Source organism: Polaribacter uvawellassae, from assembly GCF_039748955.1.
In the GTDB taxonomy this organism is placed as follows: Bacteria; Bacteroidota; Bacteroidia; order Flavobacteriales; family Flavobacteriaceae; genus Polaribacter; species Polaribacter uvawellassae.
Genome location: NZ_JBDIZN010000001.1, coordinates 404,078 through 428,877 on the forward strand (window position 1 = coordinate 404,078; position 24,800 = coordinate 428,877).

Genomic DNA, 24,800 nt, shown 5'->3' on the forward strand with positions numbered 1-24,800 from the left:
CATTATTAGTTATAAAATATTGTGAAGTTTTAGAGTTAGAAAGAAAATATGTTATTTCTGGTCAATTATTAAAATCAGGAACAAGTATTGGAGCAAATATACATGAAGCTCAAAATGCAGAAAGCAAAGCAGATTTTATTCATAAAATAAAAATTGCAACGAAAGAATTAGAAGAAACAAAATATTGGTTGATACTTTGCGAAAGATCTAAAAGTTATCCTTCAAATACTGTTTTACAGGAAAAAGTAAATGAATTGGGACTAATTTTATATAAAATATTAAGTACAAGCATTAAATCTCGTTATCAGAATTGATACATTGATAAATTATTAAATTGATACACCTTTAAAATGTTAACAAAAGAACAAATAGCACAAAGAATTGCCCAGGAATTACAAGACAAATGGTATGTAAATTTAGGAATTGGAATTCCAACGTTGGTTGCAAACTATGTTCCTAATAATATTGAAGTTGAGTTTCAATCAGAAAATGGATTACTCGGAATGGGACCTTTTCCGGTTGAAGGAACAGAAGATGCCGATTTAATCAATGCAGGAAAACAAACAGTTACTATTTTAAAAGGTGGTTCTTTATTTGATTCTGCAATGAGTTTTGGAATGATTCGCGGACAACACGTTCAATTAACTGTTCTTGGCGCAATGGAAGTTGCACAAAACGGAGATATCGCCAATTGGAAAATTCCAGGAAAAATGGTGAAAGGAATGGGCGGCGCAATGGATTTAGTTGCATCCGCAGAAAACATTATTGTTGCAATGATGAATACCAATAAAAAAGGTGAATCGAAGTTGTTAAAACAATGTTCTTTGCCTTTAACAGGAGTTGGTTGCGTTAAAAAAGTAGTAACCAATTTGGCTGTTTTAGAAATTAAAAATGGTGCTTTTCATTTATTAGAAAGAGCTCCTGGAGTTTCTGTAGAGGAAATTAAAAATGCGACAGAAGGAACTTTGGTGGTTAATGGTGAAATTCCAGAAATGCAGTTCCTATCCTTAACCCTTTCCAAAGGAAAGGACTTTGAGCGCTCATAAAAAAGTATTTAAAATTAATTTTACAGCAAAATAAAAAACAAGTTTATCCCTTTGGGAAATTAAAAGAGGAACATGAAAATAATCTCATACAACGTAAACGGAATTAGAGCTGCTTTAAAAAAAGGTTTTTTAGACTGGTTGCAATCTACTAGACCAGATATAATCTGTATTCAAGAAACCAAAGCACATAAAGAACAATTAGATGTATCTGAATTTGAAGCTGCTGGATATCCATATCATTATTGGTTTTCGGCAGAAAAAAAAGGCTACTCATCAGTTGCTATTTTATGTAAAGAAAAACCAAATCATGTTGAATATGGAACAGGAATAGAATCAATGGATTTTGAAGGAAGAAATTTACGAGTAGATTATGATGAAGTTTCTGTAATGAGCTTGTATTTACCTTCTGGAACTAACGATGCTAGACTCGATTTTAAATTCAATTATATGGACGAATTCCAAAGTTATGTTAATGAACTGAAAAAGGAAATTCCGAATTTAGTAATCTGTGGAGATTATAATATTTGTCATGAAGAAATAGACATTCACAACCCGAAAATGAAAGGCGTTTCGGGTTTTTTACCAGAAGAAAGAGAATGGCTTGGTAATTTTATCAAAAGCGGATTTATTGATAGTTTTCGTCATTTAAATCCCGAGAAACAAGAATTTTCTTGGTGGAGTTATAGAGCAAATTCTAGAGCAAATAATAAAGGTTGGCGTTTAGATTATGCTATGGTTGCAGAACCGATAAAGTCAACGATTTCTAGAGCATACATTTTACCAGAAGCAAAACACTCAGATCATTGTCCGATTGTTGTTGAACTAGATTTTTAAAATATGAATTATCAAAAAATTACATTTTTATTTCTTTTATTATCTTTTTCTCTATCAGCACAAACCAAGCTAGATAGCATTGCAAACGATTCGTTAAAAAACGCTGTTAAAAAAAGTTTTTTTAGTGATAAAGATTTGTCTTTAATTGACAGTTTGGTTATTGAAACACAATACAGATCTCCTTTAACAGCTAATATCAATTATGTAATTAAAGGGTTAGAAGCTAAAGAAAAACCAGAATTAAAAATTCCTACAAATGTTTTAAAAGAACGCCTAAAGCATTTAGATAATTCATCTCCATTTTTTATTGAATACAATCCTATTTTAGAAAACGTAATCAATTCGTATTTAAAATATCGTAAGAAATATTATCCAGCATTAATGGCAAAAGCTGAGTATTATTTTCCGATGTTCGAAAAATATTTAGATCAGTTTAACATTCCGTTAGAAATGAAATATCTGGCAATTGTAGAATCTACTTTAAACCCAAGAGCAAGATCTAGAGTTGGCGCAAGCGGACTTTGGCAATTTATGTATTTAACGGGAAAACAATATAAATTAAACGTAAGTTCTTATGTTGATGAACGTCAAGATCCAGTCAAAGCAACCATTGCAGCTTGTCAATATTTAAGTGATTTATATGATATTTTTGGTGATTGGGATTTAGCTTTAGCGGCTTATAATTCAGGACCAGGAAATGTATCTAAAGCAATAAAACGCTCTGGAGGATATCAAAATTATTGGAATCTACGTCAGTATTTACCGTCAGAAACTGCGGGATATGTTCCTGCGTTTTATGCAACTTTATATATTTTTAAATATGCTAAAGAGCATGGTTTAGCACCAGAGAATCCGCCAATTTACCATTTTGCAACAGATACAATTCGGATTAAAAAAACAGTTTCTTTTGATCAAATTACAGAAGTTACTGGCATAGAAACAGAAATGTTACAATTTTTAAATCCGGAGTTTAAACTAGATATAATTCCGTTTGTAAAAGGTAAAAATTATGTAGTTACAATTCCAAGAAACACAACGATTAAATTTTTAGAAAAAGAAGAAGAATTGTATACCTTAGTTGATGAAGATAATGCAAAAAGAGAAAAACCTTTACCAAAATATTTAGAGTTAAATCAGCGAATAAGATATAAAGTTAGAAGCGGAGATTATTTAGGAAAAATAGCTAAAAAATTTGGTGTTCGAGTAAGTGAAATCAAAAAATGGAACCGACTTAGAAGTACTAATTTAAAAATTGGGCAACGGTTAACAATTTATCCAAAAAGATTATAAGAAAAAAGACATTGATTTTCCTAAAAGTGGAATAATATTTGAAGGAGATAAGGAAATAACTAAAACGTTAAATTAACAAATATGAAAAAAGGATTAACAATAGTTGCACTATTACTTTTTTTTACTTCATGTAAAAACCCAAAAGATACTTTTGTTTTAAGTAGTTCTGTTGGTAAATCTAATCATCTTCTTGTTGTTACCGAAGCAAGCGATTGGTCTGGTAAAGTTGGAGAAAATCTTAGAGAATTTTTAGGAGAATTAGTTGTTGGTTTACCTCAACCAGAAACAACATTTAGTGTTACCCAAATTGCTCCAAAAGGTTTTGGAAACATGATGACCAAATACAGAAATATTTTATTTGTTCAAGTAGGAGAAAGTGAGTCTTTTAGAGTTCAAAACGATTTTTATGCAAGACCTCAAACTTTAGTTTATGTAACAGCAAAAGATAAAGAAGGATTAAATATACTATTAGAAAAGCATAAAAAAGAAATAGTTAAGATTTTTAGAGATTCAGATATAAAGCATGTACAGCAACGTTTTTATTCTAAAAGAGTTGACGACTCTAAATATAAAACATTAGATGAATTAGGGTTGTCTTTAACCATACCAACAGATTTTAGAACTGTAAAAGACACACTAGGCTTTTTGTGGTTAAGACAACATTTAATGAGCGGAATTGCTCAAGGAGACGGAACAAATAACATTTTAGTATATTCAGTTCCATTACAAGAAGAGTTTGAGTTTGATGTTACCAATGCGATTATTAACAACAGAAATGTAATCGGAGAAAAACATATTCCTGGCTCTAAAGAAGGAATGTATATGATTACAGAAGCAGCTTTTACTCCAGAAACATTTGATGCTGTTATTGATAACAAAAAAGCATTTGAAACAAGAGGAAAATGGGAAGTAAAAAACGATTTTATGGCTGGTCCTTTTTTAAATTATACTGTTATTGATGAAAAAAATAATAGATTAATTGTTTTTGAAGGCTTTACATATGCACCATCAGTAGATAAAAGAGATTTTATTTTTGAGCTAGAAGCAATAGGAAAATCGTTAAAAATTAAATAAAAAAAGCAATTTTTAAAAAGGCTAAAACAACTTGTTTTAGCCTTTTTTTGTTTCACATAACTAAAAATCAAAAAGTTAATTGTTATATTTGAGAGAATCAAAAAACTAAGATATTATGGAATTTAATTTTTTAACAATTGCAGTAGCAGCTTTAATGCCTTTAGTTATGGGCTTTATTTGGTATGGACCAATGCTTTTTCAAAACGCTTGGATGAAAGAGATGGGTTTTACAAAAGAATCTATGGAAGGCGGTAATATGGCTTTAATTTTCGGTCTCTGTTATGTACTAAGTTTTTTAATGGCATTTATTTTACAAACTTTAGTAATTCATCAGTTTGGAGCGCAATCTGTTTTAATGGGAGAACCTGGTTTTGTTGAAGGAACAGGAGAAGCTTTTACGTATTTTCAAGATTTTATGGCACAATATGGCGATCGTTTTAGAACTTTCGGACACGGTGCTTTACACGGAACAATGATTGGTTTATTAATTGGATTGCCAATAATGGGAACTAATGCGATGTTTGAAAGAAAATCATTTAAGTACGTGATGATTAACGCAGGATATTGGACTGTAACATTAGCTTTAATGGGCGGGATTGTTTGTCAAACTGCTTTTTAAAAAATTAAAAATAAGTATAAAAAAAGACCGCAATTTTGCGGTCTTTTTTTAATTAAAATAGGTTTAAACTAATTTTTATTACCCCAACTATCACGCAAACCAACTGTTTTATTAAAAACCAGACTTTCTGAAGTTGAATCGTTATCTACATTAAAATAACCCAAACGTTGAAACTGAAAACGTTCTCCTATTGCTGCAGTTTTTATGCTTGGTTCTACAAATGCATTGATTATTTCTAAAGAATTTGGATTGATAAACTCCATAAAATCTTTGTCTTTATGTGCATCTGGAGCTGGGTCTAAAAACAATCTATCATAAGCTCTAACTTCTGCTTTTACAGCATGTTTTACAGAAACCCAATGCAAAGTTCCTTTTACTTTACGTTTGCTTTCTTCTGTTCCACTTCCCGATTTTGTTAACGGATCATAAGTACAGTGAATAACTGTAATTTCTCCATTTTCATCTTTTTCGCAACTTGTTGCAGTAATAAAATAAGCATTTTTTAAACGAACCTCTTTTCCTAATTTTAATCTAAAGAATTTTTTATTTGCTTCTTCTCTAAAATCTTCTCGTTCTATATAAATTTCTCTAGAAAAAGGCACTTCTCTAAAACCAGCACCTTCATCTTCTTGATTGTTTTCTGCAATTAAAATTTCTTCTTTTCCTTCAGGATAATTGTCAATTATTACTTTTACAGGATCTAACACCGCCATAACTCTATCAGCCGTTTTATTTAAATCTTCTCTAATTTTAAATTCTAAAAGCGCAACATCAATTACATTTTCTCGTTTAGAAACTCCAACTGTTTCTATAAAATTTTTGATAGAATTTGGTGTATAACCACGTCTTCTTAATCCAGAAATTGTTGGCATTCTTGGGTCGTCCCAACCATTAACAATTCCTTTTTCAACCAAGGTTAACAACTTACGTTTACTCATAATAGTATAACTTAAGTTTAAACGAGAAAATTCGCGTTGTTTTGGCGGATTTGGATAAACAGATTTACTGTATTCATACACATTATCACGAAACCAATCGTACAATTCTCTGTGAGGTTTAAATTCTAAAGAACATAAAGAATGTGATATCTGCTCAATATAATCACTTTCTCCGTGTGTCCAATCGTACATTGGGTAAATACACCAATCGTTGCCAGTTCTGTGATGTTCTTTGTACATAATTCTGTACATCATCGGATCGCGAAGCAACATATTTGGGCTGGTCATATCTATTTTTGCACGCAATGTATGTTCGCCTTCTTTAAATTTTCCTTCTTTCATTCCTTGAAATAATTCCAAGTTTTCTTCAACAGAACGAGATCTAAAAGGACTATTTGTTCCAGCTTCCGTAGGTGTTCCTTTTTGTACACGCATTTCTTCGGATGTTTGCGAATCTACATATGCTTTTCCGTCTTTTATCAACAGAATTGCCCAATCGTATAATTGTTGAAAATAATCTGAAGAATACAATTCATTTGCCCACTGATATCCGAGCCAAGAAATATCTTCTTTAATAGCATCTACATATTCTTGTTCTTCTTTTGCTGGATTTGTATCATCAAAACGCAAATTTACTGGCGCGTCATATTTTAATCCTAAACCAAAACTAATTCCGATGGCTTTTGTATGACCAATATGTAAATAACCATTTGGTTCTGGCGGAAAACGGAAACGTAAGTTTTCTTTTGGCATTCCGTTTGCTAAATCCTCTTCAATAATTTGCTCAAGAAAGTTGAGCGATACTTTTTCTTCTGACATATTCTCTTAAGATTGAAGCTACAAAATTAAGCAAAATAGTTGAGGTTGGTTCTAATAAAAAAGAAACCCTTTCATATTATATGAAAGGGTTTTTAATAAGAATATATTCTTAATGTTTGTAGGTTCCGTCTGGCAAAGTAGAAGGTAACTTATAAGTTGTATTTGTAAAAATTGCCCAAGCTTTAACGTCGTCTGATTGTACTTTTGCGTTTGTGTTTAAGGTCCATTCATTTTGAATATCTGTTAAACGATTTTCATTTGCGCCTAACATTGAAGAAAGTACCCAAAAATTGTATTTTGTTACTTGGCAAGAAAAATCACAACTTATTTCAGAATTTGTATACCATGCTCCAGTAGGATATGATGCTGGTGGATTTTGAAAAATACCGCCACGAGCTGTGTTCATAGCATCACTAATTTCAGAACTAGCTTGACTGCTAAATATTGATGGATACGAAACTTCATGCCCGTTTTTAGAAATAAAAGTCCAAACAGCTTCTATAGCACCATCAAAATCACCTGTATGACCGTTTGAATGCCAAATACTATTTACAGAATCTGCACCAATATCATATACATTATATCCGCTTGGCGGGATAACAGCATCTCTTTCTAAAGTGGTTTTCCATACATAAATAAAAGATTTACCTGTTTTTAGTTGATTATGAATCGTAGTATTATCAACAACTCCATCTTCATCATTATCTAAATATTGCGCTAAAACATTAGCAACATGAATTAATTTTGAATCTTCTACAGATTTAAAAGCAAAAACAGGAATATCAAACACAACAATTTTTCTATTAAAATCTTTAAATTGACTATCTGTGTTAACAACAATTCTATAATTTGGATCTGTACCTGGATCAATTAAAATAGATGTGTCTTTAATATTATCGTTAATAGTACAAGAAGTAAAATTTGCTAATACAACTGTAAAAAGCAATAACTTGGTAACAATTTTTAGGTATTTCATTTTTTTATTTTTAGTTATCTAATCTTAAATCTTCCCGAACTTTTAATACTTTTGCTGAATGGGAATAATTCAAGTAAACAATATCAAAATTTATGCCTTTCATGGTTGTTTAGAAGAAGAAGCAAAAATTGGTTCTGACTATAGAGTTGATATTGAAATTAAAGCAAATTTACAAAAATCTTCTAATACAGACGAATTAATTGACACTGTAGATTATGTACATATAAATTTTATTGTAAAAGAAGAAATGGCAATAAGAGCTAAGTTATTAGAGAATGTTGCCCAAAGAATTCTTAACAGAATTTTTACTGAACTTACATTGGTTAAAAAAGCAACAGTTTGTGTCGCAAAAATAAACCCACCAATTGGCGGTAATGTAGAAGATGTAAAAATTATTTTAAAGAAAAAAAGGAAAGCGTAAAAAAACTTGTCTAAATAGGAATTTTACGTAAATTTGCCAACTCAAAAGGTGTCGTGGCCGAGTGGCTAGGCAGTGGTCTGCAACACCATCTACAGCGGTTCGAATCCGCTCGACACCTCAAAAAAACGTTTCAATTTATTGAAACGTTTTTTTATATAGGAGCAAACTTCAGATTAAAGAAACTTAATTTGTTGAATAAATTTTTAATATCAAAAAAAACTGTATTAATTGACTTTGTTTTTTTATGATATTTATTGAAACAGAAGAAGTTTAAGAGTTTTCTTACTTAAATGTTTGATACACCAACAAAACACTTACTTCGAATTTTTAGGTTCTACAAACACCTATTTTGCTGAAAAAATGTTGCTTATTTTTTTAAAATAAACCTTAATTAGAAGGGCAATTTTGTAGTTTTATTCTTAGTTTATTTATTTTTTTGTAATATTGTGTCATAAATTTTTACGGTGATCCGAACCCCTCCAAGGAATCACTTTATGTATAACCTTATAAATAACAAACAAATGATTAATTTAGAAAAATTAACTAAAGACTTATCGATTGAAAATATTGATGAAGTAATTGGTGGAGGATGTGGAAAGAAGAGAAAAAGAAGAAAAAAAAGACGTGGAAAGGGTGGTAGCTCTAGTTCATCTAACTCAAGCAGCTCAAGCAGCTCAAGTTCTTCGAGTGGTGCAGGTGGAGTTATTGTAAACCCAGGAGATGTTATTGTTATAATATAATAATTTAACAGTCTTTTTTATTAAAATAAAACCTATTCAGTATAGCTGAATAGGTTTTTTTAATCTTACCAATGTGAATTACATTTTATCAAATAGCGTAAGTTTAAACGCTGAATTTATAAATGGAATAGAGTGTTATTACCTAGAAACGAACTCTAAAAAATACAAAACATTTAAAATTAATAAATCGATTTATGATTTTACTTTATGTTTTAAAGAGTGTAATACTTTTAAAAATGTTTTAAAAGAGTATAAAGAGAGTCTTCAAATTAAAGACAAAGAAAGTTTATTGGTTTTAGAAAACGCCTTAAAAAACTTTTTTGACCAGCTTATTTCAGAGAGAGTTTTAATAAAAGAAGGAACCAAATCATTAACTTTTGAAAGAACTTTTTTGTTTAAAAAAGAGCAATCAATTGGAGCTTATAAAATAATAGAAAACCTAGCAAATAATAGATTAACAGATGTTTATCTTGTTAAAAAAGGAACTGTTTTTTTTGTGATTAAACTTTTAAATCCAACAAAAATATTTTCTGAAAAGCATTTAATAAAATACAAAAACCTTTTAAGGTTAGAACATTCATTCCTTCAAAAATTTAATTCACCTTTTATTAATAAAACAATTGGGTATTACTCTACAAATAAATTTGATTATATTGTCTTAGAATATATTAAAGGGTTAAATATTTATAAATTTATTAAAAAGAATAAGCCTAAATTAAAAGAAAGAGAACAACTAATTTTAGAGATATTAAAAGCTTTTTCTATCATTCATAAAAAAAATGTGTATCATGGTGATATTCATTTTGGGAATATTTTGGTAACAAAAAACAATAAGATAAAGATTATAGATTTTGGACTTTCTAATAATGTAGAAACATCTGAGTTAGAATTAAAACACAATATAAGAAAACGAAATGGCGGTGTACATTATTTTATACCACCAGAACGAATTATTAAAGACGGAAATTTTAAGAAAAAATATACAACTGTTGCTTCTTTTAGCGCAGAAGTATATCAAATAGGAATGATTTGTTATTCGATTCTTTTTTATAAAGAACTATTTAATTCAGAAACTTGGAAAGATCATATACAAGACAAATTAAATTTTGATATAGAAAAAGATACAATGTTTATAAACAGAAAACGACTAAATAAATTTCATAGATTAATTATAAAGTCGTTAAAAATAAACCCAGAAGAAAGGTTTAAAGATGCACCAGAAATGTTAAAGTTTATTACCCAATAAAAATGGCAATTGTAGATCAACAATTAAAACATAACGATTGTGGTATAAGTGCCATTAAAACCATTTATAATATTTATAAAGAAGATATAAGTAGGTCTTATATACAAGATCATATTTTTTTAAATGAAAGTGGTTCTAGAATTACAGACATTTATTCTTTTTTTGAAGAGCATAAATTTGATGTTACTTATAAACTAATAGATGTTAATTCTATTACAAGTAATGCTGAATTTTTTAAAGATTTATTCCCTTTTATACTGCCAGTAGAAAAAAAAGGAGATTTACACTATTTAGTAGTAAATGAAATCAAAGGAAAAAAATTAAAGGTTTTAGATCCCGAAAATGGTAGAGTTTATTTTTTAACCTTAGAAGAGTTAAAAAGAAAATCGCACTTATCTAGTAGTTATTTTGACATATTACCAATTGAAGAAAAGTTAAGAAGCTTAATTTTAGACGAATTAAAAGAGTATCAAATAGAGATAAGTGATGCGCTTAAAAATAACGACAAACCAACACTTTTTAATAAGCTTACTTATTTTTCTTATCACAAAGAAAATTTTGGCTTTAAAGACACTGCTTCTGAAGAAGCTTTTTTAAAAGATTTAATTTTTAATCAAGAAATATCTTTTTTGCCTAAAAGTTTTAGAAGTTTAAAGTATAAAGATGATAAAGTTAGAATAAAAGCACCATTAGCTTTAGTTGTAAAAACAAATGCTAAAACTTTTGAAATTAAACAAGACGATGACAACACTACTGTAAAAGAAAAAAACGTCTTTTTAAGGTTAATTAAAGAATTAGGTTCTAATAAGAAACTCTGGAATATCTATATTTTTACAGCATTATTTGCTGGGTTAATATCACAATTTGCTGTTTTTATAAATCAGATTTTAATAGATAATGTTTTACCTAGTTTTCAGTTAAATACCGTAATGTTATTTGCAATTGGTGTAGGTGTTTTTGCGCTTTTCGAATTAGTTATCAGCCAATACAAACGATTTGTTTCTATACATTTAGGTAATATTTTAGATAAATTCTTTTTAAGTGTTTTTGACACCAAATTAAATACATTTTCTATACAATATACCCAAACTTACAGAAGAGGAGATTTAACAGAAAGGTTAAGTGATTCCTTAAAACTAAAATCTTTCTTTTTAAGTTATTTTACTCGAATTTTAGTAGACGTTATAATCTCTATCAGTTCTTTAATAATCCTTTTTGTAATACAGCCAAAACTAACCTTAGTTGTGTTAGTTGTAATTGCAATTTATTTTGCTTGGTTTAAGTTTATAACTCCGTTTTTAAAGAGTTACGAACATGAAAGGTTTAAAAGAAAAGCAAATCTATTTTCTAAAGTAATAGAAAAAATAGAAGGTTTACAGGTAATTAAAAACTTTAGAATAGAGAATGTAATTACCAACAGCATTATAACAAGTGTAGATAATTTAATAAAAACACAAACCAAATTAAAGTATATTAATTTATTAAATACTTCATTTGTTTCGATTGTAAGAACAGGAGCATCTTTATTTATTATTGTTTTTTTAGCTAGAGATGCTATTACAAATCAGTCAATTACAATTGGGCAGATTATAACTTTTTTAGCATTATCGGGTAGAATTATTAGTTCGCTTGGCTCTATTTTAAGTCAGAATTTAACGTTGCAAGAACATGAAGTTATTTTAAAAAGATATTATGATTTTAATGAGAAAGATTCATTAGAAACGTTTACCAATAATAATGGAATTAAAGATTTTGAAATTGATTCTTTAGAATTAAAAGATATTTCGTTTGGATTTTTTCCAAATCAATTAATATTAAATGAAGTAAACTTTAAAATAAATAAAGGAGAAATTATACAAATTGAAGGAAGAAACGGAACAGGAAAATCTACCTTTTCTAAAATACTTTCATCACTTTATAAACCAAAATCGGGTAGCTTTATAGTTAACAATTCAGATAGTTCGTTTTACAATAAAACCAAATTAAAAGAAAAGTTATTATTAATAACAAATGAAGATGTATTGTTTAATGAAAGTATTTACTTTAATATAACATTAGGAAAAAAAGTTTCTACATCTTTAATTTTAAAAATTGCTAAAAAAATAGAATTGTACGATTTTATTATCAGCAAAGAAGATAAATTAAGTTTTATAATTCAAGAAAGCGGAAAAAATTTATCTACAGGACAAAGAAAAAAAATACTATTAATGCGAGGACTTTTGTCTAATGCAGAAATATTGGTAATTGACGAGGTTTTATCAGGAATAGATAAAGAATCTAGAAGTAAAATAGAAAGCTTAATTAATGATTTTAATAAAACAATTATTATTATTTCTCACGAGCCGATAGAAGATATTAATTTTAATAAGAAGTATCATATACAAAATGGAAAACTTATTGCCTTATAACGCTAAAGAAATAAACTTTATAAAGTTGTTCTTTAAAATTTTAGTGGTTTTTACAGTTATTGGTTTGGTCTTGTTTTTTACATTACCAATTAATGATTCTGTAAGCTTTTCTAATGGAGAAATAATTTCAGAAAATCCAGAAATAGAATACAAATCGCCTTTTGAAGCTGTTTTAGAAAAAGTATATGTAAAAGAAGGAGATAAAGTTAAAAAAGGAGATACATTAGCAATTATTAATAATGGTGTTATAGACAAAGATATTAATAGCACAGAAAGTGAAATGAAATCACTATCAGGACAATTGTTATCTAACAAAAGAAACTTAGTAAATTTAGATAATAAAATAGTTTTTCAACGAAACGAAATTAACTTAAACTATAGACAATATATTATCTCTAAAGGAAAAACTGAAAAAGAAATTCAGTCTGAAACAAGTAGCGTAAATTTATTTAAAAATAGGTTAGAAGTTAAATCTAAAAAGCTAAAAATAGATTCTTTAATTTATAAAAAAGGAGTTATTAGTTTGTTAGAGTTAAGAAACTCGTACGATGATTTTTTAACCTACAAGAAAAATGTTATTGATGCTCAAAACAACTTAAGTCAATTAAATGCGCGTCTTTTTGAATTAGAAAATAATTATTTACAGAAAAAAAACAGCATTAGTATTTCTATTACAGAACTAGAAGAACAAAAAGAAAACCTAAAACAAAGCATTTCAAAGATGGAAGCTTCTTTAAAAAAAGAAGGAAACTCTTTTGATTTTTTAACCAACGAAATTGGCAAAAGATATTTGTTATCAGAAATTGATGGTGTTGTTACTAAAGTTTTTAATGAAAAACAAGAAATTAACTACGTAGATAAAGGTTTTCAAATGTTTAAAATATCTCCTAACAAGAAAGGTTTTTACGCTAAAGCTCAAATTGATGAGAGAGATATAAGACATTTAAAATTAGGGCAAAATGTAAATCTTAAATTAGATTCTTACAATTATTATAAATACGGAGCCATAAAAGGTAAAATTTCTTACATACCAATTAGAAAAAACTTAAACGAGCCTTTTTATGTAAGTGTAGAACTTTCTAATAAAGATAAAGACAATTTAAAATCTGGTTACACAGTTAGAGGTGATGTTATTTTAGAAACAATTCCTTTATATAAATATGCTGTTAAAAAGATGTTTAGAAAAATGGATTAGTTTTACTAATTCGGTTTTACAACTTAATTTTCACTTTAGTCTTTTTTGTTTTCATTAACAAAAAAGTCCTGTTTTTTCTGCATCTTTGTTTATATGAAAATACACCCAATAGAAACAGGAAATTTTAAGCTAGATGGCGGCGCAATGTTTGGTGTTGTTCCTAAAACTATTTGGCAAAGAACAAATCCTGCAGATGCTAATAACTTAATTTCTATGAGTATGCGCTGTATGCTTATTGAAGACGGAGAAAGATTAACATTGATAGATACAGGCTTAGGAGCAAAACAATCAGATAAGTTTTTTGGATATTATTACTTGTACGGTGATTTTTCGTTGGATACTTCTTTGGCTAAATTAGGGTTTCATAGAGATGATATTACCGACGTTTTTTTAACACATTTGCACTTTGATCATTGTGGTGGCGTTATTCAATGGAACAAAGACAAAACAGGATTTATGCCTGCGTTTAAAAACGCAAAAGTTTGGTCTAATGAAGATCATTGGCAATGGGCAACAATTCCGAATCCAAGAGAAAAAGCATCTTTTTTAACAGAAAACATTCAACCAATTAAAGAAAACGGACAATTAAACTTCATTAAAAACAGTGTTAATGATGTTGGCTTTGATGTTTTATTTATGGACGGACATACAGAAAGGCAAATGCTTCCTAAAATAGAATATCAAGAAAAAACAATTGTTTTTATGGCAGATTTATTACCAACAACTGGGCACATTCCATTACCGTATGTTATGGGTTATGATACAAGACCATTATTAACAATTAAAGAAAAAGCACAATTTTTAAATGAAGCTGCAGACAACCAGTATTTTTTGTTTTTAGAACATGATGCAGCTACAGAACTTTGTACTTTAAAACATACAGAAAAAGGAGTACGATTAAAAGAAACATTTAAGTTTACAGATATATTTAATTAATAAAAGAGATGAAGAGTATGAAAATTTTTAAGCCACTTTATATAACAGGTGTAATTACAATTGCTTTAGTAGGATGTAAATCAGTGAATACAATTCCTGTTCCGACAGGAGAAAACAATGTTGTTGTAATATCAGCAAAGAAAGCTCCACTTACCAAAATTCAAAAAGAAACTTGGGGTCATGCAGATTTAGCTACAGACACAATTCCAGGAATGAGTGTTGATAAAGCGTACACATTTTTAAAAGGTAAAAAAGGTGTTGAAGTTGTTGTTGGAGTTGTAGATTCTGGAACAGATTTAAAACACGAAGATTTAAGCGCAGTTGCTTGGGTAAACAAAAATGAAATTCCGAATAACGGAAAAGACGACGATAACAATGGATATGTTGATGATATTAACGGATGGAATTTCTTAGGGCCAATCTATAAAGAAAATGCAGAGGTAGAAAGAATCCTTAAAAATCCAAAGTTGGTTGATGAAGCTACTTATAAAATCATTAAAGAAGCTCAAGATAAAAAAGTAAAAGAAGCCTCAACAAATAAATTTAGATTTAACCAAATGCTACAAGCTGTTCAGTTTGCAGATAAAACTATTGGAGATCATTTAAAAAAGAAAGACTATACAAAAGATGATGTAGAATCAATAAAGTCAGAAGATAATGCTGTAATGCAAAGTGTAAATATTGCAAAACAAATGTTTGGTTTCGGATTATCTTCTTTGACACAAGCAATTACAGAAATTAAAAAAGAAATTCAAAAAGCAGATGACTTAGTTAGCGGAGACAATCTAAAAACAGATTATAGAAAAGCATTAGGAGACAACGCTCAAGATTTTTCTACAAAATTTTATGGAGATAATAAAACAGGCCATTCTACAAAAGATGAAGCTCACGGTACACATGTTTCTGGAATTATTGGAGCAGTAAGAAATAACGGAATTGGAATGAACGGTGTTACTAATAATGTAAAAATAATGGCGGTAAGAACTGTACCTGATGGAGATGAATATGACAAAGATGTTGCATTAGCTATTCGTTATGCAGTAGATAATGGCGCAAAAGTAATCAACACAAGTTTCGGAAAAGCATATTCGCCAAACAAAGAATGGGTTTACGACGCTATAAAATATGCAGCAGAAAAAGATGTGTTAATTGTAAATGCCGCAGGAAACGATGCAAAAAACATTGATGTAGAAAGAACGTATCCAAACGATTCAAAAGATTTAAAAACAGAAATTTCAGATAATGTTCTTACTATTGGAGCGATGAGCTCTAATTATAACGAGAACTTACCTGCAGATTTTACCAATTACGGAAAAATTAATGTTGATATTTTTGCGCCTGGAGTTCAAATTTTCTCTACAATTCCAGAAAATGAGTACGAATATTTTAACGGAACATCAATGGCAGCACCATCAACTGCTGGAGTTGCAGCGTTAATTCGTTCTTATTATCCAAAATTAACGGCAAAGCAAGTAAAACATATCATTATGAATTCTGGAACTAAAATAGATTTAGAAGTTATAAAACCAGGTTCATTTTCTCAAGACACTCCAAAAGGAGTAAAAGTTCCTTTTTCAGAATTATCTGTAACTGGAAGAATTGTTAATGCTTATAATGCCTTAAAAATGGCAGACAGAATGGTAAATGGTAAATAATACATTTACAATGAATTAGCATATATAAAAAAAGAGCTCTAAATTTACAGCAGTTCATAATTAAAGATCACAAACCAATAAAATAAATACTATCATGAAAAAAGTTTTATTTGTTGCACTATCATTTTCATTAATGGTTTCTTGTGCACAAAACTCAAAAAATTTAACAACATCTAAAAATGGGTATTGGCAACAACATGTTGATTACACAATGGATGTTGATGTAGATGTAGAAAAGTTTCAATACAGCGGAACTCAAAAATTAGTCTACACAAACAATTCTCCAGAAGATTTAAATAATGTGTACTATCATTTGTATTACAACGCTTTTCAGCCAGGAAGCGAAATGGATGCACGTTTACAAAGTATTGCAGATCCAGACGGCAGGATGATTATACGTGAAAATGGTGAAGTAAAAAGTAGAATTGCCATGTTAAAACCTAGTGAAATTGGGTATTTAAAAGTTAAATCATTAAAACAAAACGGTAAAGATGTAAAGTTTGAAGTTGCAGGAACTGTTTTAGAAGTTACTTTAATCGAACCAATTAAAGCTGGATCAAAAGTAACTTTTGATATGGAATTTGACGGACAATTACCAGTTCACATTCGTAGAGCAGGAAGAAATAGTAGAGATGATATTGCAATGTCTATGGCGCAATGGTATCCTAAAATGGCAGAATTTGATTTTGAAGGATGGCAAGCTCATCCATATATTGCTAGAGAATTTCAAGGAGTTTGGGGAGATTTTGATGTAACACTTAGAATTGATAGAAATTATACAATTGGTGGAACAGGAAACTTACAAAACCCGCAAGAAATTGGGCATGGTTATGAAGACATAACAAAGCCATTAAACGTTCCAGATACTCCAAAATTAGCGTGGCATTTTAAAGCAGAAAGAGTACATGATTTTACTTGGGCTGCTGATGATGAATATGTACACGATATTTACAAAATGGAAAATGGACCAGATTTACACTTTTTTTATAAAGACAGAGATTATAATCGAGAAAATTGGACAAAAAATCAGGCTTTAACTGCAAAAACGATGGAATATTTTAGCGAAACTGTTGGTCCTTATCCTTGGAAACAATATTCAGTGATTCAAGCTGGAGATGGAGGAATGGAATACGCGATGTGTACATTTGTTGCTGGTGGTGGAAAAAGAAGCAATATGGGAACAATTATTCATGAATTGGCTCATACTTGGTTTCAACAAATTTTAGCCAATAACGAAAGTAAACATTCTTGGATGGATGAAGGTTTTGGTTCTTATATTACTGGATTAGCTGCAAATAAAATTTTACGTGGTGGAGAAGGTAAACCATCGCCAGGAAGTTATAGAAGTTATTTTAATCTTGTAAAAAACGGGATGGAAGAAAACTTAACTACACATGCTGATAGATTTAACACAAACAGAGCTTTTAGTACCGGTAGTTATACAAAAGGAAGTATTTTCTTAACGCAATTAAATTATATTATTGGAGAAGAAAATGTAGAAAAAACATTAAAAAAATACTACAATGACTTTAGTTTTAAACATCCAGTTCCTAATGATATTAAAAGAACTGCAGAAAAAGTATCAGGATTGCATTTAGATTGGTATTTAAATGAGTGGACACAAACTACACACACAATTGATTACGGGATCCAAAGTGTTGATGGTAAAAAAATTACATTAGAAAGAATTGGTAAAATGCCAATGCCAATTGATGTTACTGTTACTTATACAGACGGCACAACAGAAGATTTTAATATTCCGTTAAGAATGATGAGAGGAAATAAACCAACAAGTGCAACAGTTATTGATGATTGGACTTGGGCACATCCTTCATATTCTTTTTCTGTATCTAAAGACATTAAAAAAGTTGAGATTGATAATTCTCAGTTAATGGCAGATATCAACAGAGATAATAATGTGTATGAAAAACGTTAATTAAAAAACAAATTACAGTTTAGTAAATAAAAGAAAAGCGAGGTTTTACCTCGCTTTTTTATTTTTCAACTTGTTCTATAAAGTTGTCTAAATTTAATTTTTCTTTTGGGATAAATCCTTTTAGAATTAAGCCAAAGCCAAAAATAATTAATAGAACACCCATGGTTTTTTTAATCTTGTAAATCACATTTGATGTTAGTTTCTTTTTTAATTTTTTAGCCAACACTATCTTTCCTAGATCGGTTATAAAATAGCTAATAATAATTGTAGTAAAGTACCAAAAAATATGATTTGGATTCATGTCTAACGTTGGCCCAATTACTACAATTAAACCTAACCAAAATCCTAAAACACCAATATTAATAAAGTTTAAAAAGAAACCTTTAAGCAATAATTTTAAATAATTATTACTAACCGGAATTTCTATTAACGGAGTGTCTTCTGCTTCCTTTTTGTTTGATTTATCAAAGTAAGTTATCAATCCATAAACTACAAGAATTAATCCGCCAATAAAAAATAGTCTTGGATCGTCTTTAATTCTTTCCAATAAATGTCTACTTCCTAAATAAGCAATAATTATAAAAGCAACATCGCCTAGAATTACACCAACATTAAACATAATTGCAGCTCTTGCGCCTTTTAAAATGCTAGTTTGTATCAACATAAAAAACACGGGTCCAATCATAAAAGAAAGAAAGAAACCAAAAAGTATTGCGTTTTTTATATCGTAGATATCCATTTTTTAAAGATACAATTTGTTATTAAACATCATCAAAATCGATAGTTATTTTTGGAGTTGTTGGATGCGCTTGACAGGCTAAAATAAATCCTTCTTCTACTTCGCCATCCGTTAAAATGCTGTTTTTGGTCATCACCGCTTTTCCTTCGGTAATTTTACACAAACAACTACTACAAACTCCACCTTGACAAGAATATGGAGCATCTAAATTATTACGTAAAGAAGCCGCTAAAATATTGTCGGTTTTACTCATTGTAAAAGTTGTTTCTTCATCATCTAACAACACCGTAATTTCTGTTTTTCCTTCTTCAATTTCTAAATCATTTTCTTCTGTAGAAGCCGTAAACAATTCAAAGTGAATTGCATTTTCTAGTAATTTATTACCTTTTAAAGTTTCTGAAACAATGTTAATCATTTCTTCTGGACCACATAAAAAAGCAGCATCAAAAGTTGTTTCTTTGTAAATATTTTTAACAAAATAATTTGTAATTCCTTTATCGATTCTTCCGAATTGAGAACCAGCATTATTTTCTTTACTAAAAATATAATGTACTTTAAAACTGTTTGGATTTTCTTCTAAAAGCGCATCTAGTTCACTTTTAAAAATAGTTCTATCGGTTGTTTTATTTCCATAAATCAAGGTAAAAGTAGAAGATTTTTCAGTTTCTAAAACTGTTTTAATCATTGATAAAACAGGTGTAATTCCGCTACCAGCTGCAAAAGCAATATAATTTTTATTTGCTTCAGGAGATAAAATAAATTTTCCTTCAGGTGCTGAAACCTCAAGAACATCGCCATCTTTTAAAACTGAAGTTGCAAAAGTAGAAAATACACCGTTTTCAACTGCTTTTACAGCAACTTTTAATTGGTTGCTGTTCGGCGAAGCACAAATAGAATAGGCTCTTCGTACTTCTTTATCGTTAATGGTTGTTTTTAACGTAATATATTGTCCGGCTTTAAAAGTAAATTCTTCTTTTAAATTTGCAGGAACATCAAACAAAATAGAAACTGCGTTGGCTGTTTCATTAATGATTTTTTGAATTGTTAATTTGTGAAATTTCGACATCAATCTTTATTTAAGAATGCAAAAATAAGAAACAAATCACGAACAGTTTGTTAGAGTTTATATAAATTAATTACCTAAGAGTTTTATATATAAGAAAATTATGTATAAATTTGTGGCGAATCGCCACAGATATTATTTCTGGTGATTTGTTAGTTTGAACGCATTCGAAAACTAAAAACTAAAAATTTACACGATTACACATCAAAACATGGGAAATCAAAAACTATTTAAAGGTTCTTTACAAACCATCATTTTAAAGTTGTTGGCACAGAATGATAAAATGTATGGTTATGAAATTACTCAAAAAGTAAAAGAACTAACCAAAGGCGAATTAAAAATTACCGAAGGCGCTTTGTATCCGGCATTGCACAAATTAGAAGCTGATGGTTTGTTAGATGTTGAGGTTGCAAAAGTAGGAAATCGTTTACGCAAATATTACAAATTAACCGAACACGGAACCAAAGAAACCGCAAATAAATTGGCAGAAATGCAAGAGTTTTTAAAAACGATGCAGCATTTGGTAAATCCTAAATTTAGTTTAGAATAATAAGGCTTGTTATGGAAAAGAAACACGAAATAACACCAAAGCAATTGGCTTTTTTAGATCGCTTTTTAAAGAAGTATAACTTTGGTTCTGAAGATGATAAAATAGAATTGAAAGATCATATTATATCAGATTTTGAAACAAATGGTAATGGAAACCTTTCTCAGTATCTTTCAGGAGAATTAGGTTTTATAAATAAGTTTATTGGCAGTAAATTACAAGTAATTCATAAAAGTTATAGAAGAAAAACAATTGATGAAGCGATTGGTTTTTTTACCTCAATTAAAAAGTTACCAATTACAATAACCGTGTTTTTTTGCATTTACCTATTAACAATTTCTTTAAACGAAACCGTTTTGATTGTATCATTTATTATTAATGTATTAGGACTTTTTATTTACAGTCAGTTTTTTTTAAATATAAAAAAAGAGGATAAAAAAAAATTAGATAGAATTGAATACTTAGGTCAGGAAATGTGGTTACCATATTTAATGGTAATGCTTCCGCTATCTTTTTATGACGAACTTATAGTAAATAATTTTTTTTTTAGCTTGTATTGGTTTATTGCATTAGTATATTCAATTGCTGCTATACTGGTTATGAAGAAGGAAAAGAAAATCATTTATGAAAAATACAAACACTTGTTAAACTAATGTTATGGAATTAACAAAAAATCAACTACAAGAAATTGAAAACTACATAAAGTCAAATGATGTAGATTATATTGATTTAAAAATAGAACTGTTAGATCATATAACTTCTGATGTTGAGCATAAAATAAGCAAAGGTTTTTCTTTTGAAAGTGCTTTTCAATTTACAAAACAAAAGTGGAATAAACATTTTAGAAACACGTCTAGTATTTTTTTAGGATTTCAACATTCTACTTCAAAAATTGTACTAAAAAAAGCGGTTAAAGAATTTAAACCGTTTTATTTTCTATACATCTTTTCATATTTTTTTCCTTTTTTAATTATTAAAACTTTTTCTATAGAATATACAGAAAACATGATGTTTTATATAAATACTTTTTTTAAAATTGCTACATTATTAGCATTAATATATTTTGTTTTTATTATTTATAAAGTAAGTTTTTCTAAAGTGAAAACAACCTATCGGTTTATTTTAAAAACACAATATTTTGGAATTGTATTTTTGTTAACTGCTCAATTTTTTACTGGTTATTCTGAGAAACTAGGGCAAATGAATGAGTTTTTTGTTAGTTTTTCGTGTGTCGGTTTAGCAACAACATACATTTGTCATCATTTTTATAAAAAACATTTTTTAGAAATTTCAAAGAATAATAAAACAAAGGTTTTATGAAAATAACAGAAACTCAAATAGAAGAACTTTATAAATTTACAAGAGAACATTTTGTATATCATTACGATGTACAAACCGAATTGGTAGATCATTTAGCAAATGATATTGAACAAATTTGGGTGGCACAACCAAAATTAACATTTAGAGAAGCAAGAGATATATCATTTAAAAAATTTGGTGTTTTTGGCTTTATGGATGTTGTGGAAAAGCGTCAAAACGCATTATCCAAAAAATATTGGAAAACCATTTTACAATTTGCAAAAGATTGGTTTCAGTTGCCAAAAATCATAGGAACAATAGGAGTTTTTGTTTGTCTTTTTCAGTTATTCACTTCAAATGTTTCAGAATTTATCTTTATTGGCATAATTTTATGCTATATCCTTTTTGTAATTGTAAAAATGGTTCAGTTGAAATCAACTTTTAAGAAACGAAAAAAAGTAGATGGAAAAACATGGATGTTAGAAGAATTAATCTTTAAACAAGGTGTTGGAAATGCAGCAATACTTCCATTATATACATTTCAAGTTTTTATTCATACAGGAGGCATAACCAATGTAAGTTTAATTTGGGGTTTATTACTCGCACTTTTTTATACAGCAATTTTTATTATTGGTTTTATTTCTTTAGTTATTTTACCTCAAAAAGCAGAAGAATTATTAAAGGAAACCTATCCAGAATATACAATGGTGTAATTTTTTTGTAACAAAAACCATATTTTAGACACTTATAACCATTAAACAATTAACCAAGTAATTATGTTTAGAAGATTTTTAAAATTAGAATGGAAACAATATTTCCGTTCTTCGTATTGGCAAAAAGGAATCGCATTAAAAATTATTATGGGCTTTTTCGCTTTATATATGATGGTTTCTTTTCTGTTTTTAGGTTTTTTCAGTTTTAAAATAATTGAAGAAATAAAGCCGGGTTCAGACCCGCTACAAGTTGTAAACGCTTATTTGCTTTTTGCAATTATTGGAGATTTAATTTTTAGGTATTTAATGCAAAAACTACCAGTAATGAATGTAAAACCATTACTTGTTCTTCCTATAAAAAAGAGCAAATTGGTGCATTATGTATTAGGAAAGTCGATGTTTTCTGCATTTAACATTTTCTCATTGTTTTTTTACATTCCGTTTTCAATTATATTGATCACAGAAAACTACAGTGTTTCTGGAGCTTTGGGCTGGTTATTTTCTATGATTTTAATAACACAATGCGCAAATTTCTTAAACTTTATTATCAATAAAAATAATGTTGCTTTTTGGATTTTAGCAGTTATTTTAATGGGAACGATAGCTTTACAATATTTTAATATTTACGATGTAACAATTCACAGTCAAGCAATTTTTGATGGTGTTTTTGCAAACCCTATTTATGTTATTATTCCGTTTGCTTTGTTGGCAATTTTATACAGCGTAAATCAAAAGATATTAAGACAGCAATTGTATTTAGATGATGCCGTAAAAGTAAAAGTAAAAGAAGCAAATACGGCAGATTTATCTTGGGCAAATAGATTCGGAGAAATGGCGCCGTTTATTAAAAACGAAATTAGATTAATTTGGAGAAACAAAAGAACAAAAACGGTTTTCTTAATGTCTTTTGCATTTGTTTTATATGGATTGATCTTTTTTACAAATCCTATTTATGAAGAAAAAATGCCAGGATTTTTAATTTTTGCATCGTTATTTGTAACAGGTGGCTTTGTTTTAAACTACGGTCAATTTATCCCAGCTTGGGAAAGCGCTTACTACAAAATGCTAATGACTCAAAACCTTTCTTACAGAAAATACTTAGAATCTAAATGGTTTTTAATGAGTATTATGACCGCCGTTTTATTTCTTTTAGCAACGCCATATATTTATTTTGGATTAAAATATTATTTAATGATTGGCGCTGGAGCACTTTTTAATATTGGCTTTAACACGCTGGTTTTATTATACGCAGGTTCGTTTAACAGAAAACAAATAGATTTAAATGCAAGCGGCTTTGGAAACACGCAAGGAACAAGTGCAAAACAGTTTATCGTAATTATTCCAGTAATGTTAATTCCTGTCGGATTATTTTACGCATTTAGTTTACCATTTGGCTTTAACGCAGGTATTGCTGCTATCGCAGGATTCGGAATTTTAGGATTAGTAGCAAAAAATTATTTTATGAATTTGATTGCCAAAAAGTATATTCAAGAAAAATATGCTGCAATTCACGCATTCGATCAAAAAGCATAATCAACAACAAATTAAGACACAAAAAATTATGATACATTCAAAAAATATCACAAAAAAATACGGTACAACTCAAGTATTAAATATAGAAGAATTAGAAATTCCTAAAGGACAAAGTTTTGGATTAGTGGGAAATAACGGAGCAGGAAAAACAACGTTTTTTAATATTCTGTTAGATTTAATTAGACCAACAACTGGCGAAGTTATCAACCACGAAGTAACTGTAAATAAAAGCGAAGCTTGGAAATCTTTTACAGGTTCTTTTATTGATGAAACTTTTTTAATTGGTTATTTAACTCCAGAAGAATATTTCGATTTTATTGGAGATTTACGCGGAATGAACAAAGCAGACATAGCAAGTTTTTTAAGTCAGTTCGAAGAAATATTTAACGGAGAAATTCTTGGAGGAAAGAAATATTTAAGAGATTTAAGTAAAGGAAATCAGAAAAAAGCAGGAATTGTTGCAGCACTTTTAGGAAATCCGCAAGTGGTAATTTTAGACGAACCTTTTGCAAATTTAGATCCAACAACACAAATCAGATTAAAAAAGATGTTGAAAGAATTAACAGACAACAAAGAGGTTACCGTGTTGGTTTCTAGTCACGATTTAAGTCACGTAACAGAAGTGTGCGAGCGTATTGTGGTTTTAGATAAAGGAAATGTTGTTAAAGACATTAAAACATCAACCGAAACTTTAAAAGAATTAGAAAGCTATTTCGCGGTGTAAATTCTTACTTTTTTTATTCTTATTTTTACGGCTTCTATTCACAATATTT

24 protein-coding genes and 1 tRNA gene are annotated in these 24,800 nt (G+C 29.0%); 21 read left to right on the forward strand and 4 right to left on the reverse strand.

Annotation, left to right across the window (positions count from 1 at the left end; translation table 11 throughout):
• Positions 1–11 precede the first annotated feature (11 nt).
• The 6 genes from ABDX67_RS01875 to ABDX67_RS01900 all read left to right on the forward strand — a co-directional run bounded on the left by ABDX67_RS01875 (position 12) and on the right by ABDX67_RS01900 (position 4,863).
• Positions 12–314: a four helix bundle protein gene (locus tag ABDX67_RS01875; RefSeq protein ID WP_430438068.1), complete on the forward strand. Its 303-nt coding sequence runs from the start codon at positions 12–14 to the stop codon at positions 312–314.
• Between the two features lie 36 nt (positions 315–350).
• On the forward strand, positions 351–1,046 hold the full coding sequence (locus tag ABDX67_RS01880; protein WP_347173131.1) for a 3-oxoacid CoA-transferase subunit B: 696 nt from the start codon (positions 351–353) through the stop codon (positions 1,044–1,046).
• A 72-nt stretch (positions 1,047–1,118) separates the two neighbouring features.
• Positions 1,119–1,880 (forward strand): exodeoxyribonuclease III, encoded by a 762-nt coding sequence (locus tag ABDX67_RS01885; RefSeq protein ID WP_347173132.1) that lies wholly within the window; start codon positions 1,119–1,121, stop codon positions 1,878–1,880.
• A 3-nt stretch (positions 1,881–1,883) separates the two neighbouring features.
• Entirely contained in the window at positions 1,884–3,170 is a 1,287-nt protein-coding gene (locus tag ABDX67_RS01890; RefSeq protein ID WP_347173134.1) for a lytic transglycosylase domain-containing protein, read from the forward strand.
• Between the two features lie 81 nt (positions 3,171–3,251).
• Positions 3,252–4,244, forward strand: coding sequence for a DUF4837 family protein (locus ABDX67_RS01895; protein WP_347173136.1), 993 nt, complete (start codon positions 3,252–3,254; stop codon positions 4,242–4,244).
• Positions 4,245–4,359: 115 nt separating this feature from the next.
• On the forward strand, positions 4,360–4,863 hold the full coding sequence (locus ABDX67_RS01900; protein WP_347173138.1) for a DUF1761 domain-containing protein: 504 nt from the start codon (positions 4,360–4,362) through the stop codon (positions 4,861–4,863).
• Positions 4,864–4,931: 68 nt separating this feature from the next.
• Here ABDX67_RS01900 and ABDX67_RS01905 read toward each other — a convergent pair whose 3' ends face one another.
• The gene (locus tag ABDX67_RS01905; protein ID WP_347173140.1) at positions 4,932–6,620 is read right to left on the reverse strand and encodes a glutamine--tRNA ligase/YqeY domain fusion protein; all 1,689 of its coding nucleotides are present in this window, start codon (positions 6,618–6,620) and stop codon (positions 4,932–4,934) included.
• 109 nt (positions 6,621–6,729) lie between these two features.
• On the reverse strand, positions 6,730–7,596 hold the full coding sequence (locus ABDX67_RS01910; RefSeq protein ID WP_347173142.1) for a hypothetical protein: 867 nt from the start codon (positions 7,594–7,596) through the stop codon (positions 6,730–6,732).
• A gap of 58 nt (positions 7,597–7,654) precedes the next feature.
• On the opposite strand from ABDX67_RS01910, the gene folB reads away from it, so the two are divergent.
• From folB to ABDX67_RS01955, 9 genes are all read left to right on the forward strand, one after another.
• Positions 7,655–8,017: a dihydroneopterin aldolase gene (gene folB / locus ABDX67_RS01915; protein ID WP_347173144.1), complete on the forward strand. Its 363-nt coding sequence runs from the start codon at positions 7,655–7,657 to the stop codon at positions 8,015–8,017.
• 47 nt (positions 8,018–8,064) lie between these two features.
• Positions 8,065–8,135 (forward strand) — tRNA-Cys (locus ABDX67_RS01920).
• 376 nt (positions 8,136–8,511) lie between these two features.
• Complete coding sequence (locus ABDX67_RS01925; RefSeq protein WP_347173146.1) at positions 8,512–8,757, forward strand: hypothetical protein; 246 nt, start codon at positions 8,512–8,514, stop codon at positions 8,755–8,757.
• Positions 8,758–8,830: 73 nt separating this feature from the next.
• Entirely contained in the window at positions 8,831–10,003 is a 1,173-nt protein-coding gene (locus tag ABDX67_RS01930) for a protein kinase family protein (protein ID WP_347173148.1), read from the forward strand.
• Between the two features lie 2 nt (positions 10,004–10,005).
• Positions 10,006–12,411, forward strand: a complete 2,406-nt coding sequence (locus tag ABDX67_RS01935) for an ABC transporter transmembrane domain-containing protein (RefSeq protein ID WP_347173150.1) — start codon at positions 10,006–10,008, stop codon at positions 12,409–12,411.
• Positions 12,389–13,606, forward strand: a complete 1,218-nt coding sequence (locus tag ABDX67_RS01940) for an HlyD family secretion protein (RefSeq protein ID WP_347173151.1) — start codon at positions 12,389–12,391, stop codon at positions 13,604–13,606. Before ABDX67_RS01935 ends, ABDX67_RS01940 begins: the two co-directional genes overlap by 23 nt.
• Before the next feature lie 93 nt (positions 13,607–13,699).
• Positions 13,700–14,542, forward strand: coding sequence for an MBL fold metallo-hydrolase (locus ABDX67_RS01945; protein ID WP_347173152.1), 843 nt, complete (start codon positions 13,700–13,702; stop codon positions 14,540–14,542).
• A gap of 17 nt (positions 14,543–14,559) precedes the next feature.
• Positions 14,560–16,197 (forward strand): S8 family peptidase, encoded by a 1,638-nt coding sequence (locus tag ABDX67_RS01950; RefSeq protein ID WP_347173154.1) that lies wholly within the window; start codon positions 14,560–14,562, stop codon positions 16,195–16,197.
• A 94-nt stretch (positions 16,198–16,291) separates the two neighbouring features.
• Complete coding sequence (locus ABDX67_RS01955) at positions 16,292–18,133, forward strand: M1 family metallopeptidase (RefSeq protein WP_347173155.1); 1,842 nt, start codon at positions 16,292–16,294, stop codon at positions 18,131–18,133.
• A 58-nt stretch (positions 18,134–18,191) separates the two neighbouring features.
• Here the strand turns inward: ABDX67_RS01955 and ABDX67_RS01960 are convergent, their stop codons facing one another.
• Both ABDX67_RS01960 and ABDX67_RS01965 read right to left on the reverse strand, forming a co-directional pair.
• A complete protein-coding gene (locus ABDX67_RS01960) occupies positions 18,192–18,872 on the reverse strand; it encodes a LysE family translocator (protein WP_347173156.1) in 681 nt (226 codons plus the stop codon).
• A gap of 22 nt (positions 18,873–18,894) precedes the next feature.
• A complete protein-coding gene (locus tag ABDX67_RS01965) occupies positions 18,895–19,938 on the reverse strand; it encodes a 2Fe-2S iron-sulfur cluster-binding protein (protein WP_347173158.1) in 1,044 nt (347 codons plus the stop codon).
• A 208-nt stretch (positions 19,939–20,146) separates the two neighbouring features.
• Here ABDX67_RS01965 and ABDX67_RS01970 point away from each other — a divergent pair, with 208 nt between their 5' ends.
• The 6 genes from ABDX67_RS01970 to ABDX67_RS01995 all read left to right on the forward strand — a co-directional run bounded on the left by ABDX67_RS01970 (position 20,147) and on the right by ABDX67_RS01995 (position 24,751).
• A complete protein-coding gene (locus tag ABDX67_RS01970) occupies positions 20,147–20,485 on the forward strand; it encodes a PadR family transcriptional regulator (RefSeq protein WP_347173160.1) in 339 nt (112 codons plus the stop codon).
• Positions 20,486–20,496: 11 nt separating this feature from the next.
• A complete protein-coding gene (locus ABDX67_RS01975; protein ID WP_347173161.1) occupies positions 20,497–21,135 on the forward strand; it encodes a hypothetical protein in 639 nt (212 codons plus the stop codon).
• Between the two features lie 4 nt (positions 21,136–21,139).
• Positions 21,140–21,802 carry a hypothetical protein gene (locus ABDX67_RS01980; RefSeq protein ID WP_347173162.1) on the forward strand — a complete coding sequence of 221 codons (663 nt, stop codon included), beginning with the start codon at positions 21,140–21,142 and terminating at the stop codon, positions 21,800–21,802.
• Positions 21,799–22,494 (forward strand): hypothetical protein, encoded by a 696-nt coding sequence (locus ABDX67_RS01985; protein WP_347173163.1) that lies wholly within the window; start codon positions 21,799–21,801, stop codon positions 22,492–22,494. The genes ABDX67_RS01980 and ABDX67_RS01985 overlap by 4 nt, the downstream gene beginning before the upstream one ends.
• Positions 22,495–22,557: 63 nt before the next feature.
• Positions 22,558–24,027, forward strand: coding sequence for a DUF5687 family protein (locus ABDX67_RS01990; protein ID WP_347173164.1), 1,470 nt, complete (start codon positions 22,558–22,560; stop codon positions 24,025–24,027).
• A 28-nt stretch (positions 24,028–24,055) separates the two neighbouring features.
• The gene (locus tag ABDX67_RS01995; protein WP_347173165.1) at positions 24,056–24,751 is read left to right on the forward strand and encodes an ABC transporter ATP-binding protein; all 696 of its coding nucleotides are present in this window, start codon (positions 24,056–24,058) and stop codon (positions 24,749–24,751) included.
• The last annotated feature ends 49 nt before the right edge of the window (positions 24,752–24,800 follow it).